The sequence below is a fragment of the Paenibacillus sp. FSL H7-0331 genome (assembly GCF_001956045.1).
The window spans coordinates 1-26149 of record NZ_MRTH01000061.1 but is presented as its reverse complement, the minus strand read 5'-3'; the positions used below and the strand labels follow the sequence as shown (position 1 = coordinate 26149).

At 42.7% G+C, this 26149-nt stretch carries 19 protein-coding genes and 1 tRNA gene; all 20 read left to right on the top strand.

Annotation, left to right across the window (positions count from 1 at the left end):
- Positions 1 to 107 precede the first annotated feature (107 nt).
- The 20 genes from BK127_RS39105 (at position 108) to BK127_RS44270 (ending at position 26006) form a co-directional block, all read left to right on the top strand.
- Positions 108 to 181 (top strand) — tRNA-Gly (locus tag BK127_RS39105).
- 149 nt (positions 182 to 330) lie between these two features.
- Positions 331 to 3120 carry a phosphoenolpyruvate carboxylase gene (gene ppc / locus BK127_RS39100; protein WP_076238087.1) on the top strand — a complete coding sequence of 930 codons (2790 nt, stop codon included), beginning with the start codon at positions 331 to 333 and terminating at the stop codon, positions 3118 to 3120.
- A gap of 161 nt (positions 3121 to 3281) precedes the next feature.
- A complete protein-coding gene (locus tag BK127_RS39095) occupies positions 3282 to 4160 on the top strand; it encodes a DMT family transporter (RefSeq protein WP_076238086.1) in 879 nt (292 codons plus the stop codon).
- 63 nt (positions 4161 to 4223) lie between these two features.
- Positions 4224 to 4790, top strand: a complete 567-nt coding sequence (gene sigW, locus BK127_RS39090) for an RNA polymerase sigma factor SigW (protein ID WP_076238085.1) — start codon at positions 4224 to 4226, stop codon at positions 4788 to 4790.
- 79 nt (positions 4791 to 4869) lie between these two features.
- Positions 4870 to 5481 (top strand): zf-HC2 domain-containing protein, encoded by a 612-nt coding sequence (locus BK127_RS39085; RefSeq protein ID WP_076238084.1) that lies wholly within the window; start codon positions 4870 to 4872, stop codon positions 5479 to 5481.
- 140 nt (positions 5482 to 5621) lie between these two features.
- A complete protein-coding gene (cdaA, locus tag BK127_RS39080; protein WP_076238083.1) occupies positions 5622 to 6428 on the top strand; it encodes a diadenylate cyclase CdaA in 807 nt (268 codons plus the stop codon).
- 1 nt (position 6429) lies between these two features.
- Complete coding sequence (locus BK127_RS39075; RefSeq protein WP_076238082.1) at positions 6430 to 7662, top strand: CdaR family protein; 1233 nt, start codon at positions 6430 to 6432, stop codon at positions 7660 to 7662.
- A 40-nt stretch (positions 7663 to 7702) separates the two neighbouring features.
- Positions 7703 to 9043, top strand: coding sequence for a phosphoglucosamine mutase (gene glmM, locus BK127_RS39070; RefSeq protein ID WP_076238081.1), 1341 nt, complete (start codon positions 7703 to 7705; stop codon positions 9041 to 9043).
- A 151-nt stretch (positions 9044 to 9194) separates the two neighbouring features.
- Complete coding sequence (locus BK127_RS44275) at positions 9195 to 9335, top strand: hypothetical protein (protein ID WP_179097773.1); 141 nt, start codon at positions 9195 to 9197, stop codon at positions 9333 to 9335.
- A 226-nt stretch (positions 9336 to 9561) separates the two neighbouring features.
- A complete protein-coding gene (gene glmS, locus BK127_RS39060) occupies positions 9562 to 11391 on the top strand; it encodes a glutamine--fructose-6-phosphate transaminase (isomerizing) (RefSeq protein ID WP_076238079.1) in 1830 nt (609 codons plus the stop codon).
- A 231-nt stretch (positions 11392 to 11622) separates the two neighbouring features.
- Positions 11623 to 12384, top strand: a complete 762-nt coding sequence (locus tag BK127_RS39055; protein WP_256711645.1) for a TniQ family protein — start codon at positions 11623 to 11625, stop codon at positions 12382 to 12384.
- 216 nt (positions 12385 to 12600) lie between these two features.
- The gene (locus BK127_RS45265) at positions 12601 to 12735 is read left to right on the top strand and encodes a hypothetical protein (protein ID WP_256711644.1); all 135 of its coding nucleotides are present in this window, start codon (positions 12601 to 12603) and stop codon (positions 12733 to 12735) included.
- Between the two features lie 96 nt (positions 12736 to 12831).
- Positions 12832 to 14334: a TIGR02677 family protein gene (locus BK127_RS39050; RefSeq protein ID WP_076238077.1), complete on the top strand. Its 1503-nt coding sequence runs from the start codon at positions 12832 to 12834 to the stop codon at positions 14332 to 14334.
- The gene (locus BK127_RS39045) at positions 14327 to 15535 is read left to right on the top strand and encodes a DUF2398 family protein (protein WP_076238076.1); all 1209 of its coding nucleotides are present in this window, start codon (positions 14327 to 14329) and stop codon (positions 15533 to 15535) included. The genes BK127_RS39050 and BK127_RS39045 overlap by 8 nt, the downstream gene beginning before the upstream one ends.
- Positions 15501 to 19526 carry a TIGR02680 family protein gene (locus tag BK127_RS39040; protein ID WP_076238075.1) on the top strand — a complete coding sequence of 1342 codons (4026 nt, stop codon included), beginning with the start codon at positions 15501 to 15503 and terminating at the stop codon, positions 19524 to 19526. The genes BK127_RS39045 and BK127_RS39040 overlap by 35 nt, the downstream gene beginning before the upstream one ends.
- 83 nt (positions 19527 to 19609) lie before the next feature.
- On the top strand, positions 19610 to 21733 hold the full coding sequence (locus BK127_RS39035) for a protein kinase domain-containing protein (RefSeq protein WP_076238074.1): 2124 nt from the start codon (positions 19610 to 19612) through the stop codon (positions 21731 to 21733).
- Between the two features lie 781 nt (positions 21734 to 22514).
- Positions 22515 to 22997 (top strand): DUF2975 domain-containing protein, encoded by a 483-nt coding sequence (locus BK127_RS39030; RefSeq protein ID WP_076238073.1) that lies wholly within the window; start codon positions 22515 to 22517, stop codon positions 22995 to 22997.
- A gap of 10 nt (positions 22998 to 23007) precedes the next feature.
- On the top strand, positions 23008 to 23232 hold the full coding sequence (locus tag BK127_RS39025; RefSeq protein WP_076238072.1) for a helix-turn-helix domain-containing protein: 225 nt from the start codon (positions 23008 to 23010) through the stop codon (positions 23230 to 23232).
- A 376-nt stretch (positions 23233 to 23608) separates the two neighbouring features.
- Positions 23609 to 25663 carry a helix-turn-helix transcriptional regulator gene (locus BK127_RS39020; protein ID WP_076238071.1) on the top strand — a complete coding sequence of 685 codons (2055 nt, stop codon included), beginning with the start codon at positions 23609 to 23611 and terminating at the stop codon, positions 25661 to 25663.
- 178 nt (positions 25664 to 25841) lie between these two features.
- Positions 25842 to 26006, top strand: coding sequence for a hypothetical protein (locus BK127_RS44270; RefSeq protein ID WP_179097772.1), 165 nt, complete (start codon positions 25842 to 25844; stop codon positions 26004 to 26006).
- Positions 26007 to 26149: the final 143 nt, after the last annotated feature.

The following is a 26149-nucleotide window of genomic DNA, read 5'->3' as shown; positions in this document are numbered from 1 at the left end:
GGACGTAGCTCAGCTTGGTAGAGCACCTGGTTTGGGACCAGGGGGTCGCATGTTCAAATCGTGTCGTCCCGACCATTATTTTTTAAATGCTTTTGAGTTTTACGCAAGCGGGTGTAGTTCAATGGTAGAACTTCAGCCTTCCAAGCTGATAGCAGGGGTTCGATTCCCCTTACCCGCTCCATATTCAATCATAACAAGACCCAGCGGGTCTTTTTTTATTTTCTCTATAAATAAACTATATATCAGCGTACTGTTGTGTTAAAATACTCATTATGGTCTAAGACATTACAAAGAAAATTGCTATGTAAAGCAAGCCTCAGGAGGGGAACCATGTCGGATTCAAACAGTTCGATCAACAAAAATACTGCGAATAACCTACTGCGTAGAGATGTTCGATTTCTCGGACATATTTTAGGTGAAGTGCTGGTTCATCAAGGCGGCAATGAATTACTGGTCATTGTAGAGAATATTAGAGAAATGAGTAAAAATCTACGTGCTCAGTATTCCACTGAGATGTATGACGAATTTAAAGAAACGATCACGTCACTGGCACCGGAAAAGAGACATCAGGTGATCCGGGCTTTTGCGATTTATTTTCAACTGATTAATATTGCTGAGCAGAATCACCGTATTCGGAGAAAACGTGACTATGAACGTTCGGCTGGCGAAAATGTACAGCCTGGTTCTATTGAAGATGTAGTACGCGATCTCAAAAATCAACAAATTAACGCAGCCGAAGTACAGGAAATGCTGCAGGGCATTTCGTTGGAACTGGTTATGACGGCGCACCCTACGGAAGCAACACGACGTGCCGTATTGGATATTCATCAACGCATCGCCAATCAAGTGATGGAATTGGACAACCCTAATTTGACTTTCCGGGAACGGGAGCAGCTTCGTGATAAGCTAATGGGTGAAGTTATTACTCTTTGGCAGACGGACGAGCTGAGAGATCGTAAGCCAACGGTTATCGATGAGGTGCACAATGGATTGTACTACTTCGATGAAACGTTGTTTGACGTGCTTCCAGAGGTGTATCAGGAGCTGGAACGTTGTCTGCAAATTTATTACCCTGAAGAATCCTGGCATGCGCCTATCTATATGAAATTCGGTTCATGGATTGGTGGAGATCGTGATGGCAATCCGTCGGTAACGTCCAAAGTTACATGGGAAACACTCACGCTTCACCGCAAGCTGGCCCTTCAAAAATACGACGAGCTGTTGAATGAATTCACTACGCATTTAAGCTTTAGCAAAAATATCGTAGAGGTTACTCAGGAATTGCTCGATTCGATTCAGGTGGATCGTGAGCATCTGGATCTGCGGTCTCATGAAGTATGGCGCAATGAAAAAGAACCTTACCGCATCAAAATTGTCTATATGATCCAAAAAATCCGTAATGCCGCGGATCCTTCCATTAATAGTTTGCAAAAATACAATTCGCCTGATGAGTTTCTTGCGGATTTAAAAATTATTGATCGCAGCTTGCGTAATCATTTTGCTGATTTCATTGCCGATGATTATGTCGTTAAATTGATCCGTCAGGTTGAATTGTTTGGGTTCCACTTGGCTTCATTGGATATTAGACAGCACAGTAAAGAGCACGAAGCAGCCATGACAGAAATCTTAGCGAAAATGAGCATTTGTCCGGATTATTCGGCACTCGCTGAGGAAGATAAGATCAAGCTGCTGAGTGGTTTATTAACGGAACCAAGACCGATTACTACGCCATACATGGACTATTCAGAATCAACTCAGGAATGTTTGAATGTATACCGCGTTGTGAAGCAAGCACAGCAGGAGTTTGGTTTGAACTGTGTGTCCAGCTATTTGATCAGTATGGCAGAGGCTGCCAGTGATTTGCTGGAGGTACTTGTGTTCGGTAAAGAAGCTGGCTTATACCGCCAGGAAGCCGATGGTTCTGTGACATGCACGCTGCAGTCCGTACCGCTGTTTGAAACGATTGATGATTTGCATGCTGCGCCTGATATTATGAGGACGTTGTACCAAATCCCGGCATATCGGAACAGCCTGGTTAGCACGAATCACTTGCAGGAAATCATGCTGGGCTATTCCGACAGCAATAAAGACGGCGGTGTGATTACAGCGAACTGGGAATTGAGAGTGGCATTGCGCTCGATTACAGAGGCCGCGTCTGAGAACGGCGTGAAGCTGAAGTTTTTCCATGGCCGCGGCGGAGCGCTCGGACGTGGAGGAATGCCATTGAACCGCAGCATTTTGGCACAACCAGCCGACACGATTGGTGGAGGCATTAAGATAACGGAGCAAGGAGAGGTGTTATCCTCCCGTTATTCAATGAAGGGAATAGCTTATCGCAGCTTGGAGCAAGCAACCTCTGCATTGCTCATTGCAGCGCTGAATGCTCGTAACCCACAGATTGAAGAGTCTGAGGAACAGTGGGAAACGATTATGCGCGATATTTCGGAAAAAGCGCAGACGAAGTATCAAGACTTGATTTTCCGTGACCCGGATTTCTTGACCTTCTTTAAAGAGTCTACACCACTTCCGGAGCTTGGTGAGCTAAATATCGGCTCCCGTCCATCGAAGCGTAAAAATAGTGATCGATTTGAAGATCTTCGTGCCATTCCTTGGGTATTTGCCTGGACACAAAGCCGTTACTTGCTTCCTGCTTGGTATGCGGCCGGTACGGGTCTCTACAGCTTTTATCAGGATAAAGCAGAGAACTTGACGATTATGAAAAATATGTACGAAAATTGGTCGTTCTTCCGCTCCTTGATTGATAATCTGCAAATGGCAATGGCCAAAGCAGATTTGTTGATCGCTAAGGAGTATGGCAGTATGATCAAGGATGCTGCTATCGCAGAGCGTATTTTTAATGAAATTAAGGAAGAGTATGAAAAGACGTCTGATTTGATTTTGAAGATTAGCGGTCAGCAAGAAATTTTGGATAATGTACCGGTCATTCAAGAGTCAATCCGACTTCGTAACCCTTACGTAGATCCGTTGAGCTATTTGCAGGTCCAGCTCGTAACAGAGCTAAGGGCGGAAAGAGAACGCGACGAGGACGATACGCTGCTCATACGCGAAGTATTGTTAACGATTAATGGTATCGCAGCAGGACTAAGGAATACTGGCTGATCAACGGTTAATCGGGATAACGATAGGATAAGCGGTAGGCAAGCCATAACAAACATAATTATCTCTGCTCATTGTAGAGTCAGGTAGCCTGAGATTGAGCTACCTGGCTTTTTTTGGGTCGTGCTGGAAGCTTTTTAGGTAAACGTAAGGAGGATTAAGGCTTGAATTCAAGATGGTTTGCGATTGTGCTGGTCATCGTAGGGGCTTCAAGCTACGGACTTTTGTCTCCGCTAATTAAAATGGCATACCAAGACGGTTGGAACGAGTTTCAGATTACAGCGAGTCAAATGACGGCAGGTGCGGCTTTATTATGGCTGCTCGTGCTGCTTCAGCGACAAACATGGGGAAATCCATTCAAGGGTCCATGGATCAAGCTGTCGTTAGTCGGTATGTTTGGATTAACCGCTTCAACACTTCTCTATAACACAGCTCTGTCGGAAATGGATGCGACGGTTGCCATCGTCCTATTGTTTCAGTTTACCTGGATAACGATCGTAATGGATTCGATAGCCAATCGCAAATGGCCGGAACGTAATCAGTGGTTAGCCGTAATTATGATTATGTTAGGGACGTTATGTGCTGTGGAGGCCTTCGAGGCGGATTGGAGCCGATTCACTTATTTAGGCATTATTTGCGGGATCGGAGCTGCAGTGACTTATGGCTTCTTTCTATTCATGGCTGGCAGGATGGAGACACACCTGCACCCTTTTATGAAAGCTGCTGTTATGATTACCGGTTCACTACCTTTATTGTATCTGATTTATCCGCCGGCAGTTTTTTTTCAGACTGGGGGAGAGTCGTTGCTATTATGGGGAGTAGGGCTCGGCGGATTGGGTCAAGCACTGCCTACGATCGCATTTATGGTAGGAATACCACGGATCGGTAGTACCTTGGCAGCGATGCTTGGAGCTATGGAATTACCTGTCGGTATTGTGGCTTCACTGTTCTTTTTGAATGAAGCTGTACATGGTGTACAATGGTTTGGTATGCTCTTAATATTGACAGGAATTGTAGTAGCCGAGAAACGCAAAGTGTCCTGAAGATTCCGGAATCAAGCGCATGAACGATGTAGGTTGTGGATCGGAAGTTTGGAGGAATGTCGGTTGGAGCAGATGGATGTGAGGCTCGCCAAATTAGCTCGTAAGGGAGACAGAGCTGCTTTTGCCGAGCTGGTGGAGCTATATAAGGATAAAATTTTCCATCTTGCCTACAGGATGCTGCATAGCAGACATGAGGCAGAGGAAATTGTACAGGAAACATTCCTTAGGGTGTTTACCAACCTCGATAGGTATGATGAGTTTCAGAAGTTTTCGACATGGATTTATAGGATCGGAACGAATCTTTGTATCGATCGTCTCCGAAAACGTAAGGCCACTTACTCCCTGGATGCTGAGATGAAGGATGGTGAAGGTACCGATTGGTATTCAACGCTGCCCAGTCTTGAGGATACACCTGATGAACAGGTTGTCTTATCCGAGACGCAAACGGAAATTCGTAAATCGATAGATTCTTTGCCGGAGAAATACAAATCGGTTGTGATTTTGCGGTATTTGCAGGACTTGTCGCTTCAGGAGATCAGTGATGTATTGTCCATGCCAGTGACTACAATCAAAACACGTCTACATCGGGGTCGGGAATTTTTAAGGAAAAAGTTGGAACGGGTTTTGTAAACTTATTTTTGAAACATCTTGCGCGCATTTACGTATGTATTACACAAGTAACTATGTAAACGGAAAGGAGTGGCTCGCTATGGATTGCAAGGAAGCCCTCCCTTTGATACATGAATATATGGACGGCAGTCTTAAGGGTTCGGAAGCTTTACAGCTTAAGAAGCACCTGCTGACCTGTCCAACCTGTAAGATGCGGCTCCAGCAGTTGGAGCGAGTCGAGGCTCTAATTCAGTCTTGGCCCCGCGTAGAGGCCTCTGCCGGACTAACGGAAAGGATTATGGCGGCTTTACCTCCCATGAAGCAAAGAAGCCTCTGGAGGCAGTGGATACGGAATCATCCGGGTATCTCTGTGGCTGCTGTATTCGTACTTGTGATGACGGGCAGCTTCATGTCCATGTGGAATGAGAACTCGGAGCTTATCGTGAAAGGTACGGATCTTCAATCCGTCGTCATCCAGGGTAATACCGTATATGTGCCTGTCGGGAAGAAGGTTGCAGGCAATATTATGGTCGAAAACGGCAAGCTGCAGGTAGATGGGGATATTGAAGGGGATATTGTTGTTGTTCAAGGATCAGTCATTCTCGCTTCAACGGCTCATATTTCGGGTCAAATTACACAAATAGATGAAGCTTTTGGCTGGTTATGGTTTAAAATGAATGGTTTGGCATCCAAGATATCACAGGTCAAATAGGACATATGGATCATTTCAAAAATCCTTCCTTAAAGATATCTTGAAAGGGAGGATTTTTCCTCATATTATGGTATGATTTAAGGATCATCAAAAAACATTCAAGAAACAATCAAGCCGCGTGTCGTTTGGGGGCAGATACGATGGACTATATAACAGCCATCAACATAAAAGATATTATAGATATACTCATTGTAAGCTACGTCATATATAAGCTGATTTTACTTGTACGTGGAACAAGGGCGATTCAACTGTTAAAAGGGATCTTCGTCGTTGTTGTGACTTGGGCACTGAGTACCTGGTTTAAGCTGAGCACGCTTCAATGGATGATGAATCAGATGTTTACCTTCGGGGTACTGGCGGTCATTATCATATTTCAGCCGGAGCTGCGCCGTGCATTGGAGCAGTTGGGTCGGGGCGCACTGTTCAGTCGGACGCCTACAGAGACAGACAACGAATTGAATAAGCGGGTCGGTGAGGTCATTAAGGCCGTAGATTATTTGGCTCGCCGTAAAATCGGGGCTATTATCGTGTTTGAGAGGGAAACCGGTTTGAATGACTATATTGAATCCGGAATTGCTATAGAGTCGCATATCAGCTCGGAGTTGCTAATTAATATTTTCATACCGAATACCCCTTTGCATGATGGGGCGGTTCTCGTGCGCAACAATCGCTTGATGGCTGCGGGATGTTACCTGCCGCTGTCGGAGAATCCGTTTATAAGCAAAGAGCTGGGTACCCGACATCGGGCCGCGATTGGGATGAGTGAGGTATCGGACGCTGTATGTGTGATTGTATCGGAGGAAACCGGTCAAATTTCACTGGCGCTTAATGGTCATATTATTCGTGATATTAAGGAAGAAGCCTTGCTTTCCAAGCTTTTTGAAGAGCTGAAAAACAAGAACAAGACCAAGGAAAAAAACTCCATTTGGAAATGGAGGTTATGGTAATATGGATCGGTGGTTGCGTAATACAAATGTAGTTAAAATTTTGGCGCTTGTTATCGGCATTTTATTGTGGGCTGTGGTACATATGGAAGATAACACCTTGCCAGGAACGAGTAATAATGGGGTAAGGGAAGAACAAATTTCCAATGTAACGGTAACGCCTAAATATGATAGTAATCAATTTTATGTGCAAACGATGGACCCTGCCGAGGTTATTGTGACATTAAGCGGCAAGGAAGCAGCTTTGAAAAAGGCAATGCTCAGCAAATATTCGGTGGAGGTCGATTTGACGAATTTGGGTAAGGGAGAGCGGATTGTTCCTTTGACTCCCGTTGGTTTTCCAAGCGGTGTTACGGTGAGAGTCAGCCCTTCTAACGCGAAAGTCGTCATCGATGAGAAGTCGAATAAGCAGATGCCGGTAACGATTAATGTAACAGGTATGCCTGCTGTGGGCTTAAAGGCGGGGCAGCCTATTGTTAAACCGAATAAAGTGACGGTAACGCTCCCCAGTGGAAGCATAGATGCTGTAGAATCAGTCAGAGCCGAAGTAAACGTGGAGAAAGCACAATCAGCTGTGTCGAATAAAGCCAAGTTGGTCGCTTACGACAAGACAGGCAAAACAATGGAGTTAGCTACCATCAATCCGGCTGTTGTCGAGGTGGAGGTTCCGATTACAAGTCCATTTACGACGGTGCCCCTGCAGCTGAAGCTGTCGGGTGAACCTCCCAAGGGATTCAGTGTTGCTTCTCTGGTGCAAAACGTAGATAAAGTAACGGTATTCGGGACACAGGATGTATTGAACCGTTTGGAGTTTTATGAGGGTCCTAATATTAATCTCGCTGACTTAAAGGAAGAAAAGGAATACACGTTAAATCTGGATATTCCGCTGCGGAACAAGGCGACTCAGATGGACCCTGCCAAGGTAGAGGTGAAAATTAATATCGTAGCTTCTGCTACAAAAACCCTTGAGCAGGTGCCTCTGTCCATCATCGGTCAAAATGATGGGTTCGATACAAAGGTCGTGCTTCCCGAAACGGGGAAAATTAATTTTGTTGCTGAAGGTGCACCGGCGATACTGGATAAGGTGAAGGTGCAGGATGTTCAAGCCATTTTGGATGTGAGCAATATGCCACCAGGCCGCTATGAAATCCCTGTAAGCTGGAACCTGCCTACGTTTATTAAAAAGAGTACGCCGCAGGATTTTAAAGCTACAGTCGAGATCAGTGCCAAAAAGTAACGAATGTTACGAAATGATAATTGAAGGAGATAGCAAATAAATGGGGAAATATTTCGGAACCGATGGTGTTCGAGGGATCGCAAATCAAGAATTAACGGCTGAACTAGCCTATAAAATAGGCCGCTGCGGGGGTTATGTGCTGGCAGGGCAGGTTGACAAGCCCACAGTTATTATCGGACGTGATACAAGAATATCCGGCTCGATGCTGGAAGCTGCGTTGGTAGCAGGACTATTATCGATCGGCGCCAATGTAATACGTATTGGCATTGTATCGACACCGGGAATTGCTTATTTGACACGTAAGCTTAAAGCGGATGCAGGTGTGATGATTTCGGCTTCACACAATCCGGTTGAGGATAATGGCATCAAGTTCTTTGGTGGTGATGGCTTTAAGCTGTCAGATGAAACAGAGCTTGAAATTGAACGGTTAATGGATGCGGAACAAGATGAATTGCCGCGGCCTACGGGTGCTAATCTCGGCACGGCTGTGGACGACGATCAGGCTAAATATGCGTATCTGGATTATGTGCAGGCGAGTGTTAAGTCCTCTTTTAAAGGATATAAAATAATTCTGGATTGTGCGCATGGAGCTGCCTATGAGCTTGCACCCAAAGTATTCGAGGCCTTGGGCGCTGAGGTCATTACTGTAGGCGCTGAGCCGAATGGATGCAATATTAATGATCATTGTGGGTCTACCCACCCAGAAGCTTTGCAAAAAGCAGTGCTGGAGCATGGCGCATTCATCGGCTTTGCTTTTGACGGAGATGCAGACCGCTTAATCGCGATTGATGAAACCGGTGAGGAAGTGGATGGGGATTATATTCTCAGCATTTGCGGGCATGCATTGAATCAAGCTGGGCAATTACAGCAGAGCACGATTGTGACGACAGTGATGAGCAATATCGGGTTCTTTAAAGGCATTGAAGCGGTAGGTATGAAGGCGGCCAAAACGGCGGTAGGTGACCGTTATGTGATGGAGGAAATGCGCAAGAACGGATATAACCTGGGTGGCGAACAATCAGGGCATGTGATTTTCCTTGACTACAACACAACTGGTGATGGTATTTTGACCGCATTGCAGTTGATGGATACCTTGGTGTTGTCCGGCAAAAAGCTAACGGAAATGAAGCGAATTATGCGTAAATACCCCCAAAAGCTGGTTAATGTAAGAGTAAAGGATAAGAGCAAGTGGCAGGGGAACCCTGTTATTGAGCAGGCGATCCTGAAAGTCGAACAGGAGCTTGGCGATAATGGTCGTGTACTGGTGAGACCTTCGGGAACAGAGTCGCTGATTCGTGTAATGGCTGAAGGACCGGATAAGATTCAGGTTGAGGCTTATGTAGACGATTTGGCAGCGATTATTGAAAAAGAACTTTCCTAAAGTTTACTATATCCGACAAGGTTTATAGGCTTGTGGATAAGGACTTATAGAGAATGGGGTCGAAAGCCCTCTAATGCTTGTCATTAGAGGGCTTTTGTCGCTGAGGTTGTCGGAATTTAAAAGAAAATTAGTGTTGCACTCTACACATAAAATGAATAAGATGTTAATAAGCTTTTTATTCAAGAAGGAACAGGAGGATCGGGGTTACGTATCAATAGCGCCAGAACTTGTGAGGGTGCCATGGGAAGATGGCCAGGCAATTCAAGCGATAAGAGACAAGCTGTTTAAGTAATAGTTGTCGGGCTTGGAATGGATGATATCCCGTAGGCAGCCGCTTGCAAGTTGACGAGGTGAAGGTGTTCGGAATATTCGGCGGGGACCTTCCGGTAGCGGCTCTACCGTTAAGTTGGAATGCAAAGCACATGGGTGACTGTGTGTACAAGATTCCAGCATGACCGATGAACGTCATAACAATTTCGGAATAATCGTTTTTTAAATATGCAGGAGGTTCTATCCCTATGTGTGGTATTGTTGGATACGTTGGTAAACGTAATTCTCAAAATATATTGATTGAAGGCTTGAAGAAATTAGAATATCGCGGTTACGATTCCGCAGGTGTGGCCGTATATACGCAAGATGGATTGCAAATCACTAAATCCAAGGGCAGATTGGCCAATTTGGAAGCGGTGCTTGATGGAGCGCCTTTAACGGGTTCAATCGGGATTGGGCATACGCGGTGGGCTACACACGGTAAACCCTCCGATGTGAACTCCCATCCACATACCGATAATTCGCGTAAATTTTCTGTGGTGCACAATGGGATCATCGAAAATTACATGACTTTAAAAGAAGAATTAACGGCCCAAGGTCATGTGTTCGTGTCTGAGACTGACACGGAAGTGATCTCCCATCTTATATCCAGTCTTTATGAAGGTGATATCGTCAAGGCGGTGCAAAAGGCGATTACCCGGATGACCGGTGCTTTTGCATTAGGTGTGTTGACGGAGTATGAGCCTGAGAAGCTGGTTGCAGTCCGTTTCTTCAGCCCTTTAATTATTGGTGTAGGTGAAGGCGAGAATTTCATTGGATCCGATATTCCGGCAATTCTTGATCACACACGTAACGTATATATTTTGAACGATGGTGAAATGGCGGTTTTGACCTCAGAGGGTGTCGAATTAATGACGCTTGAGGGGAATTTTATTTCCCGGGAATTATTTCATGTCGATTGGGATATTATTACAGCTGAAAAAGCCGGATTTGATCATTTTATGTTAAAAGAAATTTATGAGCAGCCGAAGGCTTATCGGGATACAATGGGCAGCCGAATCGACCCAACAGGTAAGAAGGTTGTCATGAACGAATTAAAGATGACAAACGAGTACATTAAATCCATTCAACAGGTTCATATCGTTGCCTGCGGCACGGCGTATCATGCAGGGATGGTCGGTAAAAGCATTATTGAAAAGCTGGCTCGTATTCCAGTGGAAACCGATGTAGCCTCGGAATATCGTTACCGTTCACCGATTATTACCCCAAACACACTTGTAGTGGTCGTCAGCCAGTCTGGAGAGACAGCAGATACTTTGGCTGCGTTACGTGAAGCCAAACGCTGCGGTGCACGTGTAGTTGCCGTTACGAATGTAGTGGGCAGCTCCGTAGCACGTGAGGCAGATGATGTGATTGTAACGTGGGCAGGACCTGAAATTGCTGTAGCCTCTACAAAAGCATATACCTCGCAGCTTATCGCCTTTTATTTGTTTGGATTGTACCTGGCTCAAACATTGGGAACACAGGATGAAGCTTTTATCGCTGATGTTGTTGCTGAGTTAAAGCAGCTTCCTGAAAAGGTTGAGCAGATTCTGGAGCATGCTGAAGTGATCAAGGAATGTGCAGAGCAAATAGCCACACACAATAACCTGTTCTTCATAGGCCGCGGCATCGATTATGCGGTTGTTTTGGAAGGTTCGCTGAAGCTGAAGGAGATTTCATATATTCATTCCGAAGCTTACCCATCTGGTGAATTAAAGCACGGTACACTGGCTCTGATCGAAGAGGGCATTCCTGTTATCGCCTTAGCCACACAGCCGGATCTATTTGAGAAAACAGTGAGCAATATCAAGGAAGTTAAAGCACGCGGAGCGTATGTGTTTGGTATTCACACAGCAGGTGAGACAGAGCTTGGCAAAGCTGTGGATCAAATGTTGGAGATCCCGCAGACAATCCCGTTGCTTAGCCCGGCATTGTCTGTCATTCCATTGCAGTTGTTGGCTTACTATGCTTCGCTTGCACGCGGTAATGACGTGGATAAGCCAAGGAATTTGGCGAAAAGCGTTACGGTTGAATAAAGGAGGGGGAAACCCCTTCTTTTTTGTCAGATGATATAAAAGTTGGGAACCAGTAAAGAAAGTCTGGAACCAGTAAAGAAACTGTGGAACCAGTAAAAAATGTATGGAACCGCTGAAATCAGTCCCGATGATGAATTGTCCTCATCGGGACTTTTTTCTTTATAGGGAGGAAATAATGACTTCGATTGGGGATCGTACCAGAAGATACGGAAGTTCAAAGATTTGAATCAGGTGGAGTTTGCCAATATGATTGGGGTTTCACAGGGGACATTAAGTGAACTGGATCAGGATAAATATAAGCCCTCGATAGATAACGTATCGTTTTATCTAAATAACAACACTGTATACCCATTGCTAAAGCCCTTTTTGACAACAAAACAAAATGAGCAGTTATTAAATGATATATTAAATGGATCTGAAGGAAGAACATCTCTTGCCGGGCAACTGTCTGGAAGCGGACCAAAGGGACTAATCAACGAAGATTTAAGGTACTGTCCAGCATGCCTTTCAGAGGATTGCGCTAATTTCGGAGAATGTTACTTAAATAGATATCACCAGCTAAAACACATTAATATATGTCATAAACACAACTGCAGTTTAATAAGCAAATGCCCGGAATGTAGTTTTGATCTAACAAGCAACTCTGGCCAGCTTTATTTAAAAAAGCCAGTCTGTCCCTTAGGTCATAAAATAGACCCCATCCCCGACTCGGTAGTAAATATAGAGAATCAACTGCAGAATGACCTGATGACAGATTTTATTTACTTAATGGAAAATCAGGGTGATACAGATGCCAATGAATTAAGTGTAAAGTTGTTATCTTGCTTGGGGGAGAAAGGTTACATACACCCTTCAGGTCTTATTCATAAAACTAAATTGATTAATGACTTTTTTGAGTCTTATTCAGAACAAAGGTTGGCTTCAGTAATCCCAGAAAAACGTTACTTTTTGGAACGGCGAACTATAAAAAGGTTATTTAAATCGGAATTCTGAACTCATATATTATTTTTTATCTACTACTTATGCGGTTCTTAACTGGATCTGTTGAAAATTTCCTCGATAGTAGTCACTGTTTTGCAACCGTATTATCATTGGCTCTGGCCCATGGTCGTGTCGAAATCCGATGTGTGAATCACCTCTTGAAAAGAATATTATTGGATTGACAGTATTAATTAGTGCCGTTACGCAAATGGATGGGAGAGTAGAGCGGTGGTTCCGAACCATCGCTCATTTCATTTTAAAGCGGGTAAGCCGAAGAAACAGCAAGCAGACTTTCATAATCATTCACAGGCAAATTCAATTATGGTTGAAGTGCTGGCACTGGTAGGTTTTGTTACACGTTGATTGATTAGTGGAAAAACACCTATGGAATATCTTCCATTCTTATAGTTGTAAAAAGTGTATAATAATAGAATGGGTAAATCTCTAAAGGAGAATCATATGAGTCTTTTTAATAGATTGGAACAATTCACTTATTTGGTTGCAAACCAACGGACTGATCGCTATCGGCCTATTGCCCGCGTTCTGTACGAACATCATCGTACATTTAGAACCATGCTCACAACGGAAGAGATATATACCGCTTTAAGGCAAATGGATGAGTTTGTTGAACGGTTCCCTGACTACTCAATCGAGGATTTGGAGATGGATCTTGGTACGATGAAAGAGTGGGGGAATATTGAGATATCACAACAAGAGAATGTCAAATACATGGCATATGAAGATTTCAAGCGAAAAAAACATTTGATTCGAGCCACCGATGCACTCATAGATGTTGAAGAAATGATCGCAACGATGGAGCGACGGGCAAATCGAGTAAGGGGGTCACTAGAGAAGAATTTAGCGGCCCGTATTATCGAAGAACTCGATCGTTTCAAAAGTGCAACGATAAAAGAACCATCCGAACTATATAACCTTTGGAACGAAATCATGGGGCGGCATGATCGCTTGCGTATTGATACGTCGGACTATCTCTCCCACGTGAACAGCACTGACATGGAAGCGGCTTATCTCTCAGACAAGTTCCTTGAGCATAAAAATAAATTTGTTAGCTACTTGGACGAATTTGTTCGCGATATTCAAAAGCAACAAGTTCGCATTTTAAAGAAACTGATGTCCGTTTCCAAAGATTACATTGAAGATGTCATTTATTTAATCGTAGATTACGAGATCAATCGGATTCAACTTCCTACCCTGGAAGACACAAATCAAGAAGAGCGCGTGGAATTGCACAAAAAGCAGTGGCAATCAATGATTAATTGGTTTGCTAATGAAAGCTCCCAAGAGGGAGGGTACTACTTTCTGATGGAGCAAACCAAAACCGCAATCAGCAAAGTCCTACGTCTGTCTAGACAAGTAAGTGATCGGCTCTTCCACTACACCAACCGAAAGCATGATTACTTACATCTTGCGGCCCTATTTTTCAAGGCCAACGAAGATGAAGAATGCAAAGAATTGTTTGGTTATATAAAGGGAATTGGTCCCGCTTCACAAATGGTAATCACCGATATACAGACTTCAGACAGTGAAACCAAGTCCGTATGGGAGTTGCCTGCGGAGCAGATCGAACTAATCCCCCGCAAAAAGCGGGATTTTGTTAAGCGAGTTAAATCGATCCTGCTTGAAGACCCACTCGAGCGCCAGCGAATTGAAATGGAACATAAAGAGCAAGAGGAACGATTGCGAAGCGAAATGGAAGCGATCTCTGTGAACGGGCGAATTCGAATCCGAGATCTGGATGAAATCAGTCCGGCATTAAGGGAAACTTTGTTGTACATGGAAACCGAGGGCTTACGCAATCATGATATTGCTTATTTACCTGACGGTCGTGAATTTCGCGCTTTTGTCGCTACTGATGACCGCATTAAGATGAAATGTACAGATGGAGAACTTACCATGGATGACATTGAAATAGTGTTAGAGGATGGTGTTGCAGGTGAGTAACGCTGAAGCCCTAGCCGAAGAAATCCAAACCTTAGTCTTTTTGCTCTGGTCCGAAGAGTGGGTCTATAGCGAACATAAACCTGAATTCTACTCTCGCATTCGAAGTCACGAGCACAAACTAAAAGCTGTTTTTCGGGAATGGTTCCATTACCCTATCTACATGGGAGATGGCTATGTTCGTTTGATCAAACGCCCCGAACGGAGAGTGTTCGATCCTAACCCTACACACTCATTGAAATACCAAATGGATTTTGTTTTATATGCTTGTGTATTGGCGTTTATGGAAGAGAAAGGCGAGGATCAACAATTTGTGCTGCGTGAGTTGCTTGAAAGCATTAAAGCATATTATCCTGGAGGACCAGATGCCATTTCTTGGTCTGATCATGGAGTTCGTACAAGTCTAATCCGCGTAATTAAAACGTTGGAACAAGAACGGCTTCTTCTCATGTTCGACCGAACCATTGACCAATTTCGAGACAGCGAAGATTATGATCTACTCATTCAAGTCTCCAATGGGCTTAGGCACGTGATTCGTCAGACTCGTGTACCGTTATATGAATTTAGCAACATGATTCTACTTAGAGAGGCGCTTCATCAAGAGGAAATCGAAGAAGGGATACTATATGAACAGCAAATTTGGAGGCGTTTATTTGCGCAGGGCTGCCTGTTTTTATCCGAATTATCACAAGATGAAGAGATTTATGCAGAAAGACACGGCCTTCGCATGCAGCAAAAGCTGGAGGAAGTATTTCAAGGGGTATTTCTAGAGAGGTATGCCTCCACCTGGCTTCTAGTCCATGACAAACCCAGAGAAGGGAAGAGTGTCTATCCTACTTATAACACACATTCTCATATCGTCACTGCGATAGGGACTCATTTACGTGATCGGCTTGATCAAGGTGAAAATTGGTCGAATCACCGTGGCTATGTTGCGCTTCATGCCAAGGATGCCTTCGATCTGTTTGTTTCAGTCCGTAGGGCGAATCAGGATCATTTAGCGAAGTCCAGCCTGTCTGATCGAGCGCTATGGGGAGAAGTTGCCGACTATATGAAGCAACTGGGCCTGTTGAAGGTAGTGAACGATGAATGGATTTTTAGTGATGCATTAGGCCGTGTGGCAGGTGAAATAGCAGAAGAAGAAGTACCGCCAAAGGAGGACGTTAAGCATGCGCTGGAAACCGACCAGAATTGGTTATTTTAATGTTTGGTATCATGCCGATACGGAAATTGAACTATCGGACGGAAAACTGTTTATTCGCGGTGATAATGCTAGCGGGAAGACGATAGCCTCGACTTTGATGTTGCCCCTGCTGCTTGATGGGAATTACAACCCTTCTCGCCTTGATCCTCAAAAGCGTACTGATCGTTTGTTGATTGACCTTCATCTTGGTGAAGAGGCGGTCAATCAAAAGAAAGACGGAAACGGCTACCTTTACATAGAATTTCGTAAGGGGGAGCAGCTCATAACCATTGGTATGGGCCTTTCGGGCGTACGTAAGTCGAGGGATTTAACGACTTGGTATTTCATTGTCACAAATGGAAAGCAGGTCGGGAAAGACTTGTTACTATACGACCAAACAAGGGATGGGAAGGCTCCGCTCGATTATCGTGATTTCTGTGACCGTTTCAAAGGAGCGTTCATTACGCAACATAAGGCTGAATATGCGAGAGAGGTCAATCGGCTGTTGTTCGGATTTCAAAATATGCACACTTTCCATATGTATATCAAGCTATTAATTGAACTGCGGCCACCCAAAATCAGCAAGGATGTTGGGCCTAACATTATTAATACAAGTTTGACGGATGCGCTCCCAGAGCTATCTGATAACGATTTGGAGTCGCTAACGAATATTGTATCAAAAATTACTGAGCAAGAAGAACTCTTAACAAAGACAACATCTGAAGTAGAGGCATTGAAAAAGCTGAGCGCAGCCTATGAAGCTTACCAATTTGCTCTGTTCTTCGAGTTTGCCGAGCATGTTTCTCGCGCTTCTCAACTGTTCAAAGGTGAGCAAAGTCGTCTTATCACAAAAGAAAGTGACTTGCAAGAGATGACCCAAAGACAATCAGATGCGAAAAAGCGAATCGAAGAATCAGAGCAACAAATTACAGCACTTGGAGTAACTGTTAATACGCTTAAAGAAGCTCATCAGGATATCTTCGAAGCTGAAAAAAAGAAGCGAGAAATGGAAAGTCAATTTGATCAAGTAAAAGAAAAGTTAGGCCAGAAGGAAACCCAACTCCGCAATTCTAGGGCGGATGTTCGCAAGAATGAGCAAGCCGTCGATGAGGCAGTTAAGGATGAACTTCAAATTAGGGATGAGATCCAAGGAATTCTCGATTACTTGAAAGAGTATGAAACGTCGATCAAGTTCGACTACCACGATCGGTTTGTTAGTCAATTTTCGACGACGGTAGATCAGATTAGTTTAATTGCATCGTGGAAAGAAGAAATTGATCGGCATATTACACGATTAAAAGAAATTGAAAAAAATCTACAAAGCTATAAAGAACAAGAAGCGAAAACCATGCAAAAACGAACTGAGTTTGAAAACAAACTAGAGGCATACAATGCTTCGATTGTAAAAATAGACTCGTTGTACAAGCAGCTTCAAAAGTGCAGAGTCGGGTTGTTCGAACGCATCGAAAGTTGGTCAACTGATCACGGCCTATCAATTGAAACACGAGAGTGGGAAGCATTGCAAGGGATTTTAGGCGATTTATATGAATATAGTGAAGAAGAGGAAAAGTTTCATTCTTGGCAGCAAGAGATTTTAGAGTCTCGGGAAAAACCATTCCAAACCCAAAAAAGGGAAGCCGAGTACCATGTTCAGCGGCTAACCAGTGAAATCAAGAAAGTTCAAATTGAATATGAGAAGGTTCTGTCAGCACCGTTTGTGGAACCTCCTGAGCAGAAAGAGGAGCGACTACAATGGAATGGCCTTGATGAGCTTAAAATCCCATATATTCGTTTTTTTGAAGCTGTCGAGTTCAAGGAAACCGTTTCGGACCCTATCCGAAAAAGTATCGAGTCCGTCATTCAACGTTCCGGACTGCTCCAAGCTGTCATTGTACCTGAGGAATATGAAGCAAAGGCAACTGGTCAAGCGGTTGTACTTCGCACACAAGCGCCGAAAAGCAAGCATCTGGGTGATCTGATGGAGCCTGTTCCTAGTGATAAAATCGATACGAAAACAATTGAGCGTGTTCTGCAAGGAATTTCAGTTGACGAAAATCAAGAAGGGTACATCGGTGAGGATGGCGTTTTCCGTAGCGGCTTCCTAGAAGGAACTGCGCCTGGATGCAGTGAGACATATGTCGGTCTTCGGGCTCGAGAAGAGGCTCGTCAGCGGCGCTTTCTTGCTCTTCGAGAGCAACTAGAAGAATTAGAACATCATTTATCGGATCAAAGCCGTGAACTACGCGCGGCGCAGGTCAAGATCGACGAACTAGTCCAAACATGGATGAAGATTCCTTCCACGCAGGAAATTAAGGATGTTTATCGGGAGCAAGATGCAGAAAAACGAGATGCTAAACGTCGGGATTCGGAAAAAGAGGAAGCATATTCGCATTATGAGTCCATTCGACGAGAAACCCTTAATGTTCGAAATCATGTTATGCGTTTAATTGGTGATATGGATATCCCGCTTCGCCTGGACGTTTGCAACCATACCCTCGAACAATGCGGGAAATATAAAGAGGAAATCATGGCAATAGACGCGCTTGCCGAAAAACGAATGGAAGTGGAGAAGAGGATTGCCCAGAGCAGGAGACATCTGGATTCTTTGAAACCCGTTGTAGAGGAGTATCAAGAGAACTACGATGAATTATCGTACAAGCAATCGGAGCTCGAAAGGACCATTCAGCGCTTGCAAGAAGCCATGGATTCAAACTCGGACGTGTTTAAACAAATTGAGAAAGCGAACCTGCAGCTTAACGACGCTGAAGATAGTCAGCAACAAGCAGAACAGGTATTTAACCAACTCACACTACAAATCGACGATGCAAAAAAAGAAATTGAAAAACTCAAAACAGCTGTTTTACAAGCCTCGGAAAGAGAGAACGTGTGGTATAAAGAATTTCGTAAGCTCCAAACCATAAATAGTCCGTTTTCTGCTTACACGGCCGATCAAATATTAGGGCAGGACCGTGTAAGTGCTCCTAACCGTGAAGATGTACTCGTGCGTCTTTTAGATGTGGAAAGAGAGGTGCGAGGCGATCTTGAAGACTACCGTCTACGTCGCCAACAAGAACAACCCTGGAACGCGGAAAGTGAAGTGAAGGAGAAAATCGGAAGAACCGATGTAGACGCGCTAAATCGACTAATTTCATATTTTACACTAAGCCTGCAGAGTAACGGCGGGGTTCCATGTTCACCGCTGGAGTTGCTTCAGGAATTATCTGATATCGAGCTTAAGTTAAAACAAAATATTGGGGATAAAGAAAAAGAACTGTTTACAGATATTATCATTAACGAGATCGGACGTACAATCCAGGTTCGAATTCATGAAGCTGGACAATGGGTTGATGAAATAAACAAGCGGTTCCACGAGTTCGAGGGACTTAGGATTCATTTGGACTGGAATACGAAGGATGCTGTAGAAGACGATACATTAAAGACAAAACAACTTGTGGATTTGTTAAGTCGTAACAGTAGATTCATCGATCCCTCCGATCTTGAAAAAGTTGCAGCTCATTTCCGTGCGCGCATCGAAGCCGTACAACAACGAACAAAAAAAGATTTTAGAATGACCAGACTGGAGGCCTACAAAGAGATTTTGGATTACCGGAAATGGTTTGTATTTGAAACGAAGGTTGATAAAGGGGTGGGATCAGAAACAGTAGGAAACCGCAATTTTGGGAGATATAGCAATGGTCAAAAAGCGATTATTTTGTATATGCCACTGCTTGCGGCGATCGACGCAATCCTTATGAGTGCATCAGATACCGCAGCAAGGTTAATCACGCTTGATGAGGCATTTGCGGGAGTAGATTCCAACAATAAAGAGAAAATGTTCAATATGATTCAAGACTTTGATTTTGATTACATCATGAATTCGTATGATTTGTGGGGCTGCTATCGGACTGTAAAATCACTTTCAATCGTCACAATTTTGCGGCAGCCTTCTTCTCCACATATGGGTTTTCGTCGTTATCATTGGAACGGAAAGAGACAACTAGAAGTGGAGTGAACAAAATGGTATTTCATTTCGAAAGGCTCGAGTTAAAAACGCAGTTGAATCAATAGCGCTAGAGCTATCAAGGAAGTGTATTTATGGAGTCTTCATTAGAAGAACTGGTTAATATTTTTCGAGATGAGAAAGAATTTAGCGATATACTTACACTTTTCAAGGGAAAATACCGGAGTCGTGGAAAAATCGTCAAGGGGACAAAAGTCGTCCTTAGCGATCTATCACCAAACCAACTGCAAACGTTAGAAGGTTTTTTTGGTGAGATATACAGGGATGGCCAGCCAATCACGATTACTGCAGCAAAATTTGAGAAAGCTATTATGAAAACAAAATATAAGAATTCATTTGAAGGTCTGGATATGAACGATCTTCTACAATTATACTTTTTGGGAAACTTAACGTCCAAAAGCGAAGATAAACACAATTTTGAAAAAAAGAAAGAACTGTTCTTTCAAACTTTTCTGAGGCTTACTAAAAGAGAAAGCCCCTTCTATAGATTTGTTTCATTCATATCGAGCTATCGAAATGCATCATTTATTCATTTGATGTATAAGAACAAGCCGAATTCACTTAATCAATTACTTAACCTATTGAAAGAAATTTTTGACAACTTACCTTTGGGTAACGATACCTTTTTACCGCTATTCTCCCATAGACTTACAGGCGATTTTTATGCTCTAGCTCCTAATTCGGATGGCGGTAAGATGATGTTATTTGCATTACAAGTTTTAAATCATTTGGATAAAGGCAGGGACATCAATTTAAACCCTGATAAAGAACAGATTACACATATTTTATATGGGTATCGTATTTTATTCTGCCCGCAGTCCAATAGATTAGCTCGTCGTTTGTGGACGTTAGAAGACCAAAATGGAGAAGTACAAAAAAATCACCTAATTCCATTGAAAAAAATTGGATTTGGTGGGTTTGCTGAAGTATATAGAGTTTTCGATTTGATTGCAAAAAAAGAAATGGCTTGTAAAGTACTCTTTGAGAAGTCAGTGTTTATTCAAGAACATGGAAAGGAAGGGGAGGACTACTTACTGCGCTTTAAAAGAGAGGTCAGGCTTTTACGAGAAAAGAAATCTCATATTAATATTATTGAAGTCGATAAAATAAAACTCGATAAAGAACCCTTTCTATTCACAATGCCATTAGCGGAAACTTCCTTAGAGAAGTGGTTAGAATTAAATCCTGCCGTGTCGGAGGAAATAAAATTACGTATATTTAAAGATATACTTTGCGGCGCTTCTTATCTACATAATAATTTTAAAATAAGTCACCGGGATTTAGCCCCGCATAATATCTTGATATTTTCCAGCAGTGACGGGACTATAGTGGCGAAGATTGCTGATTTTGGTCTGGCGAAAGATGACCAATCGCTTTCTTCAATTACCAGACATTCTAACATGTCATATGGAAGAGCTGCGTTTACTGCTCCAGAGCAAAAGGAGAGTTTGAAAAATGCGGATTCTCTGTCTGATATCTATTCGCTAGGTGCCATAATGTATTTCATATTTAGTGGAGAATCACCCGAGCGAGGATTCAGGTCGCTTATTAAATATCAACCTATTGTTGGAAAGGCAATGGAAGAGGATCGTTCTAAAAGGTATCAAACTGTCCAAGAGTTAATAGATGATTTTAATAATAGCTTGGCTCAAAGTGATTATTTATTTGGTAGTTTAAGATCTTATGAATTAAAAGATTTCTTTTCTGATGTGAAGCACGTTTTAAAATGTCTATCTACAGCGAATATTGAAGAATCGAATGAAGTCGTTGAAAAATTTGTTAAACCATTCTTATCCATTCCCAATGATGTGCTTATGGAATGTGCAAAGCATGAAACGGTAATGGTACCATTTATACAAATAGCAAAAGTGAACATTATTAGGGTGATAGACTGTAATGAAGGGGAGTGGAGTCACCTTTCAGAGCATTTGAATGTAATTTATAAATCATCACGCAGTCTTGTAGCGCAGATATCTACTTTAAACTTGATATTAGTAGTTGCATTAGAAAAGAAGGTGCCTTTAGCCCAAGCCATACTGGTTGATATTATGGGTAATTTGGCTGGTCAGGATAAACTTTCTCAAGAAATAGCACATATAATTGGGGAGGATTTTCTTAATTCTCATGATTTATTAATCAGCCTTTTGAAGGATACTCCGTATCCATCCGATATACGTTTCGTTTTAAATGATTATTAAAACGAGCGAACTCAGCGAATAGGGACTATACAAAGCACACAGCATGTTTGTTGCTGATACCCAGTACTTTGCACCCATTGAAAATATTTGAAATTACCCTATGTAAAATTAATATGCTTTGGTTAAATGTAACTGTATCGCATGAATTATCATATCAGGAAGCTATATGGTCCTTAGATTACCAGTGTAAGATGGGGAATTATTGGCTTATTTGAGGAAGGTCCCAACTTTCTTTACATGGTAATAACTAGTGGTTTCAGACTTTTTATTTTTCGTGTTTATCACGTGCCGCGGCAAACTCAATAAAATCAACAAAATTGGTTCCAAAGTTTTTTATCACCTGACATTTTTTGTTTGGTGAAAATAAAGTATTAGACTGAGAAATAAAGTACTAGACTCAAGTACCGGCGCTAAACTAACGAGCAGTTTTGTTGAACATGTAGTAAATTTAAACATTTTAAAGTAGAGGCATTTCTTTGTAATGAGAAATGCTTTTTATTTTTGTCAAAATTAAAAGGATATAATAATAACAATAATAATATAGTTAAAAACGATATTAATTTATTGCAAAACGATAAATCGTATGTTAAAGTCATTTTATCATTAAATCAGTGAGGTGCTTTAAATGAATGTTAAACAAGGTTGAACCAATTTCTTAAAGGTAATTATTTTTCTGATTGGAATTGCAGACAGCCATTGTGGACGCACTTCAAAAGCCATTTTGAATTAAACCAGAAAATGATTAACGTTTCGGTAAAATTTAATTAACGAGGTGCTTTTTATGAAACAAGTTACGACATTGTTTTTAAAGCTAGCTGTTATTTTTATAGGAATCCCAGTTCTTGCATTGTGCATATTTTTGTTGCCTAAGATCGGGAATTTTGCTGGAGAATTGTATCCAGATATTGCTTATATGAAATCTCTCGTTTTAATCGATATGTACGCGGCAGCGATACCCTTTTACTTTGCTCTGTATCAAGCTTTTAAACTTCTAAGCTATATTGATAAGAACCAAGCGTTCTCGGAATTATCGGTAAAGGTTTTAAAGAATATAAAATACTGTGCCATCACAATCAGTACCTTGTACCTGCTAGGTATGCCACTCTACTATCTCATGGGGAAGAGAGTTGACCCTCCAAGTTTCATACCAATGGGATTGGTCATTATTTTCGCCTCTATGGTGATCGCCGTTTTTGCTGCTGTTCTCCAAAGACTTTTACAAGAAGCTATTAATATAAAATCAGAAAATGATTTAACGGTCTGAGGTGGAGCATATGGCAATTATTATTAATATTGATGTGATGTTAGCAAAACGAAAAATGAGCGTAACGGAGCTTTCGGAGAGGGTTGGAATTACTATGGCGAATCTTTCCATTCTGAAAAATGGGAAAGCAAAAGCGGTTCGTTTTTCAACATTAGAAGCGATATGTAAGACATTGGATTGTCAGCCAGGTGATATTTTGGAGTACAAAAGCGACGAAGACAAACGGATACGATAGAATGCCAGTCTTGATCATTGGCTAGATGTAGAATAGAAGAATAGCGTTGCTTGAATTCGGCAGGTGCTGGTCAAACGGTATCTGCTTTTTTGTAATTTGGGTAATAAAAATATGGAATAAAAATAGTTTAAATAATGTAGTAAGAATACATTAAGTAATCTTTTCCGAATAGTGATAAAATGATAAGAATTGTAGTTATATATTTATAAAACAGCGCCTTTAAATATTGCTGCTCAGATTGCATTTTTTTTATCGTGTTTTTTTGGGCTGCGGTTTGCAAAATGATCCTGACCGTTTTACTTTTAGAAGGCTAAGAACGTACTTTGCTGCATCGCACTCTTCTCCCCATAATGTAATTCGAAGGTAGGTATATCCTATGTATGATGGTAAGGTGAAGGTAGGCGGTCCCGAGGAACGCATAGCTGTCCAGATTGACCTGCTGGAAAGACATTATTTGGTAGGACGGGACATCGAAATCCAGTATTTCTTGCACCAATTAATTGACGGCGGACAACAGGGACGGATCTTGAATCTCTATGGTACCGGTGGCGTAGGAAAAAGCTATTTAATCGATGAGTTCCGTCGGCTGGCGGTGCATGTGAATGCCGCTTTTCTGTTAATGGACAGCCGCGGATTCTCTCATACACCGCAGGACTTCTGCACGCAAATGTTGCGTATGCTCGGCTATCCGATAGAGAAGCTGCAGCAGATTGCCGAGCCACAGGCGCTTTTAGAGCTATGCCATGATATCCTGAGGGAAAAGGTGGCGAATCAGAAGCTTGTCCTCGCATTTGACACATTCGAGGACATGGGTGATATGGAGCACTGGCTGAAAGAGGCACTCCTTCCACAATTGCATCCGGAAATCCTGATTATCATTGCGGGAAGATTTCCCTTGCAAGGCATATGGCTCAGTTCTCCGGCATGGCGCCATTGGATACATCGGATGCCCATTGGGGATCTGGATTATTTGTCCGTTAAGCAATATTTGGAGCGCTCGGGCATTTCTCAGGAGCCGATGATCAAACAGGTGTGGATGAAAACTAGAGGACATCCGCTCACGTTGTCCTTGATCGTCTCGACGACGATGGTTCAGAACATTCATGGCTTGGAATTGGTGGATGAAATCGAAGTGTTCGAGCATATCGTGAGCATCTGGTTACAAGAGGTTCCGGACGACAATCTTAGGGAGCTCGTAGAGGCCGTAGCTGTACTTCGGCATTTTAACCAGGAGCTGCTCTCCTATGTATTGGATCGACAAGTAAAGACGGATTTATTCCAAAGGCTGGTTGGACTTTCCTTCATACGGAGAGTGGATAGGGGTTGGATCCTTCATGATTTGATGCGGGATGCCATCCGCTATCAGCTGCGTTTGCGCCAGCCTGAGCATTACGACTGGTTATGGAAGTGCTGCATCAAATATTATTACAGCAGGATGACCAACCCGTCCAAGAGAAAGACGATCGCTTGGGAAGGCGTTGAATGGTACTATTATATTGGCGATCATGTTGTTCGCAATTTCTGTTTTCAGAAATCTACTCCGTATCTCATGGAGACGTTGAATCCGTCCAATTGGGCGGAGGCTGAGCAGTATTTGGAAAATCGTATCATCAATCTGAAGGAAGTTTGCCTTCCTCTCCAGAACCCGGACACGGGCGAGAGGTTTGAGTATATGATTTCTAAAGAAGAATGTTTTTACCCGATTAAGCATATTCATCTTCAAGAGCTTTACGAACTCGATCCTGGCATTATTAAGCTGATGAGAGATCAGCAGGGGGCAATATGCGGCCTGACGGCAATCATTCCGATTCATGCAGGAACGCTTGACTACTTGCTAACTCACCCGCCGTCATCCACTTATTTCCAAAGTCTGCCGGATCATAAGCTAAAGGAACTCCGGGTGCCGAAGGAACATATTGCGGGTTATTTTGTGAAAACGATCGATGTGACGGATTTTGAGGACGTGGCGATACGTACAACTGCAGGGCTAACGTTCATCTCACTGCTTATTTCTTCCGGTTATGTCGTGACGACTGCTCCTCCGGAGCTCTCCTTCTTAAAGGAATTCCACCTTAGCTTGGGGTGCGAGCAGGTGAAAAACGTTGCACATTACGATTATGACATTAACACCCCTACGCCATATTACGTTCTCGATACGAGGGGCGGCAAGCTGCAGGATTATTTGAACAAAATGATAGCGTCCTTCGGTCTTGTAGATCATTCCAAGCAGCAGGATGATGGTATGTCGATGCTGTCCGAGCGGGAAAAAGAAGTGGTGGGGCTGCTGGAGAATGGCTATACGAATCAAGAAATTGCGGCGGACTTGTATATTACAGAAGTAACGGTCAAGAAGCATTTGACAGCAGTATTTCGGAAGTTGAATGTCAGGAATCGAACGCAACTGGTTAACAGCTACTTGAAAAAAACATAATGATCGTAAGGAGATAAGCTTTCTTTCGGGAGAGAGCTTGTCTTCTTTTTTTTATCAGTGAGGAGAATGAAGGTATACCTGAATTTTACTATTTTGCTACGTTCGGATAATAGAATGCGCGAAAGCAAGATGGTATTCTTAATGAGATCAAAAAACTTAATTTACTGGAGGAATAATAATGTCCAATGAGAACGAATCAAAAGATTTGAAGCTTGAAGATTTGGAGAAGCCGTTGACGGAGCAGGAAATGAAAGAAACAACTGGAGGCGGAAAATGGGGACTAATAATTCCCGGCGCCGCCCCACATGTAAATAAACGACGTAAGCCTGGTGGTTCAAACTAAAGCACAAGTTAAAACGATAGACTCGGATTTGATTCTTTTAAAAACAGATTATTGAACTGGAAAAAACCTAACTATCGTTAGGTTTTTTCCAGTTCAATGTGAAGAGGTGGCTTATTATGGATGCTATGGAGCTGGTAGCGTTT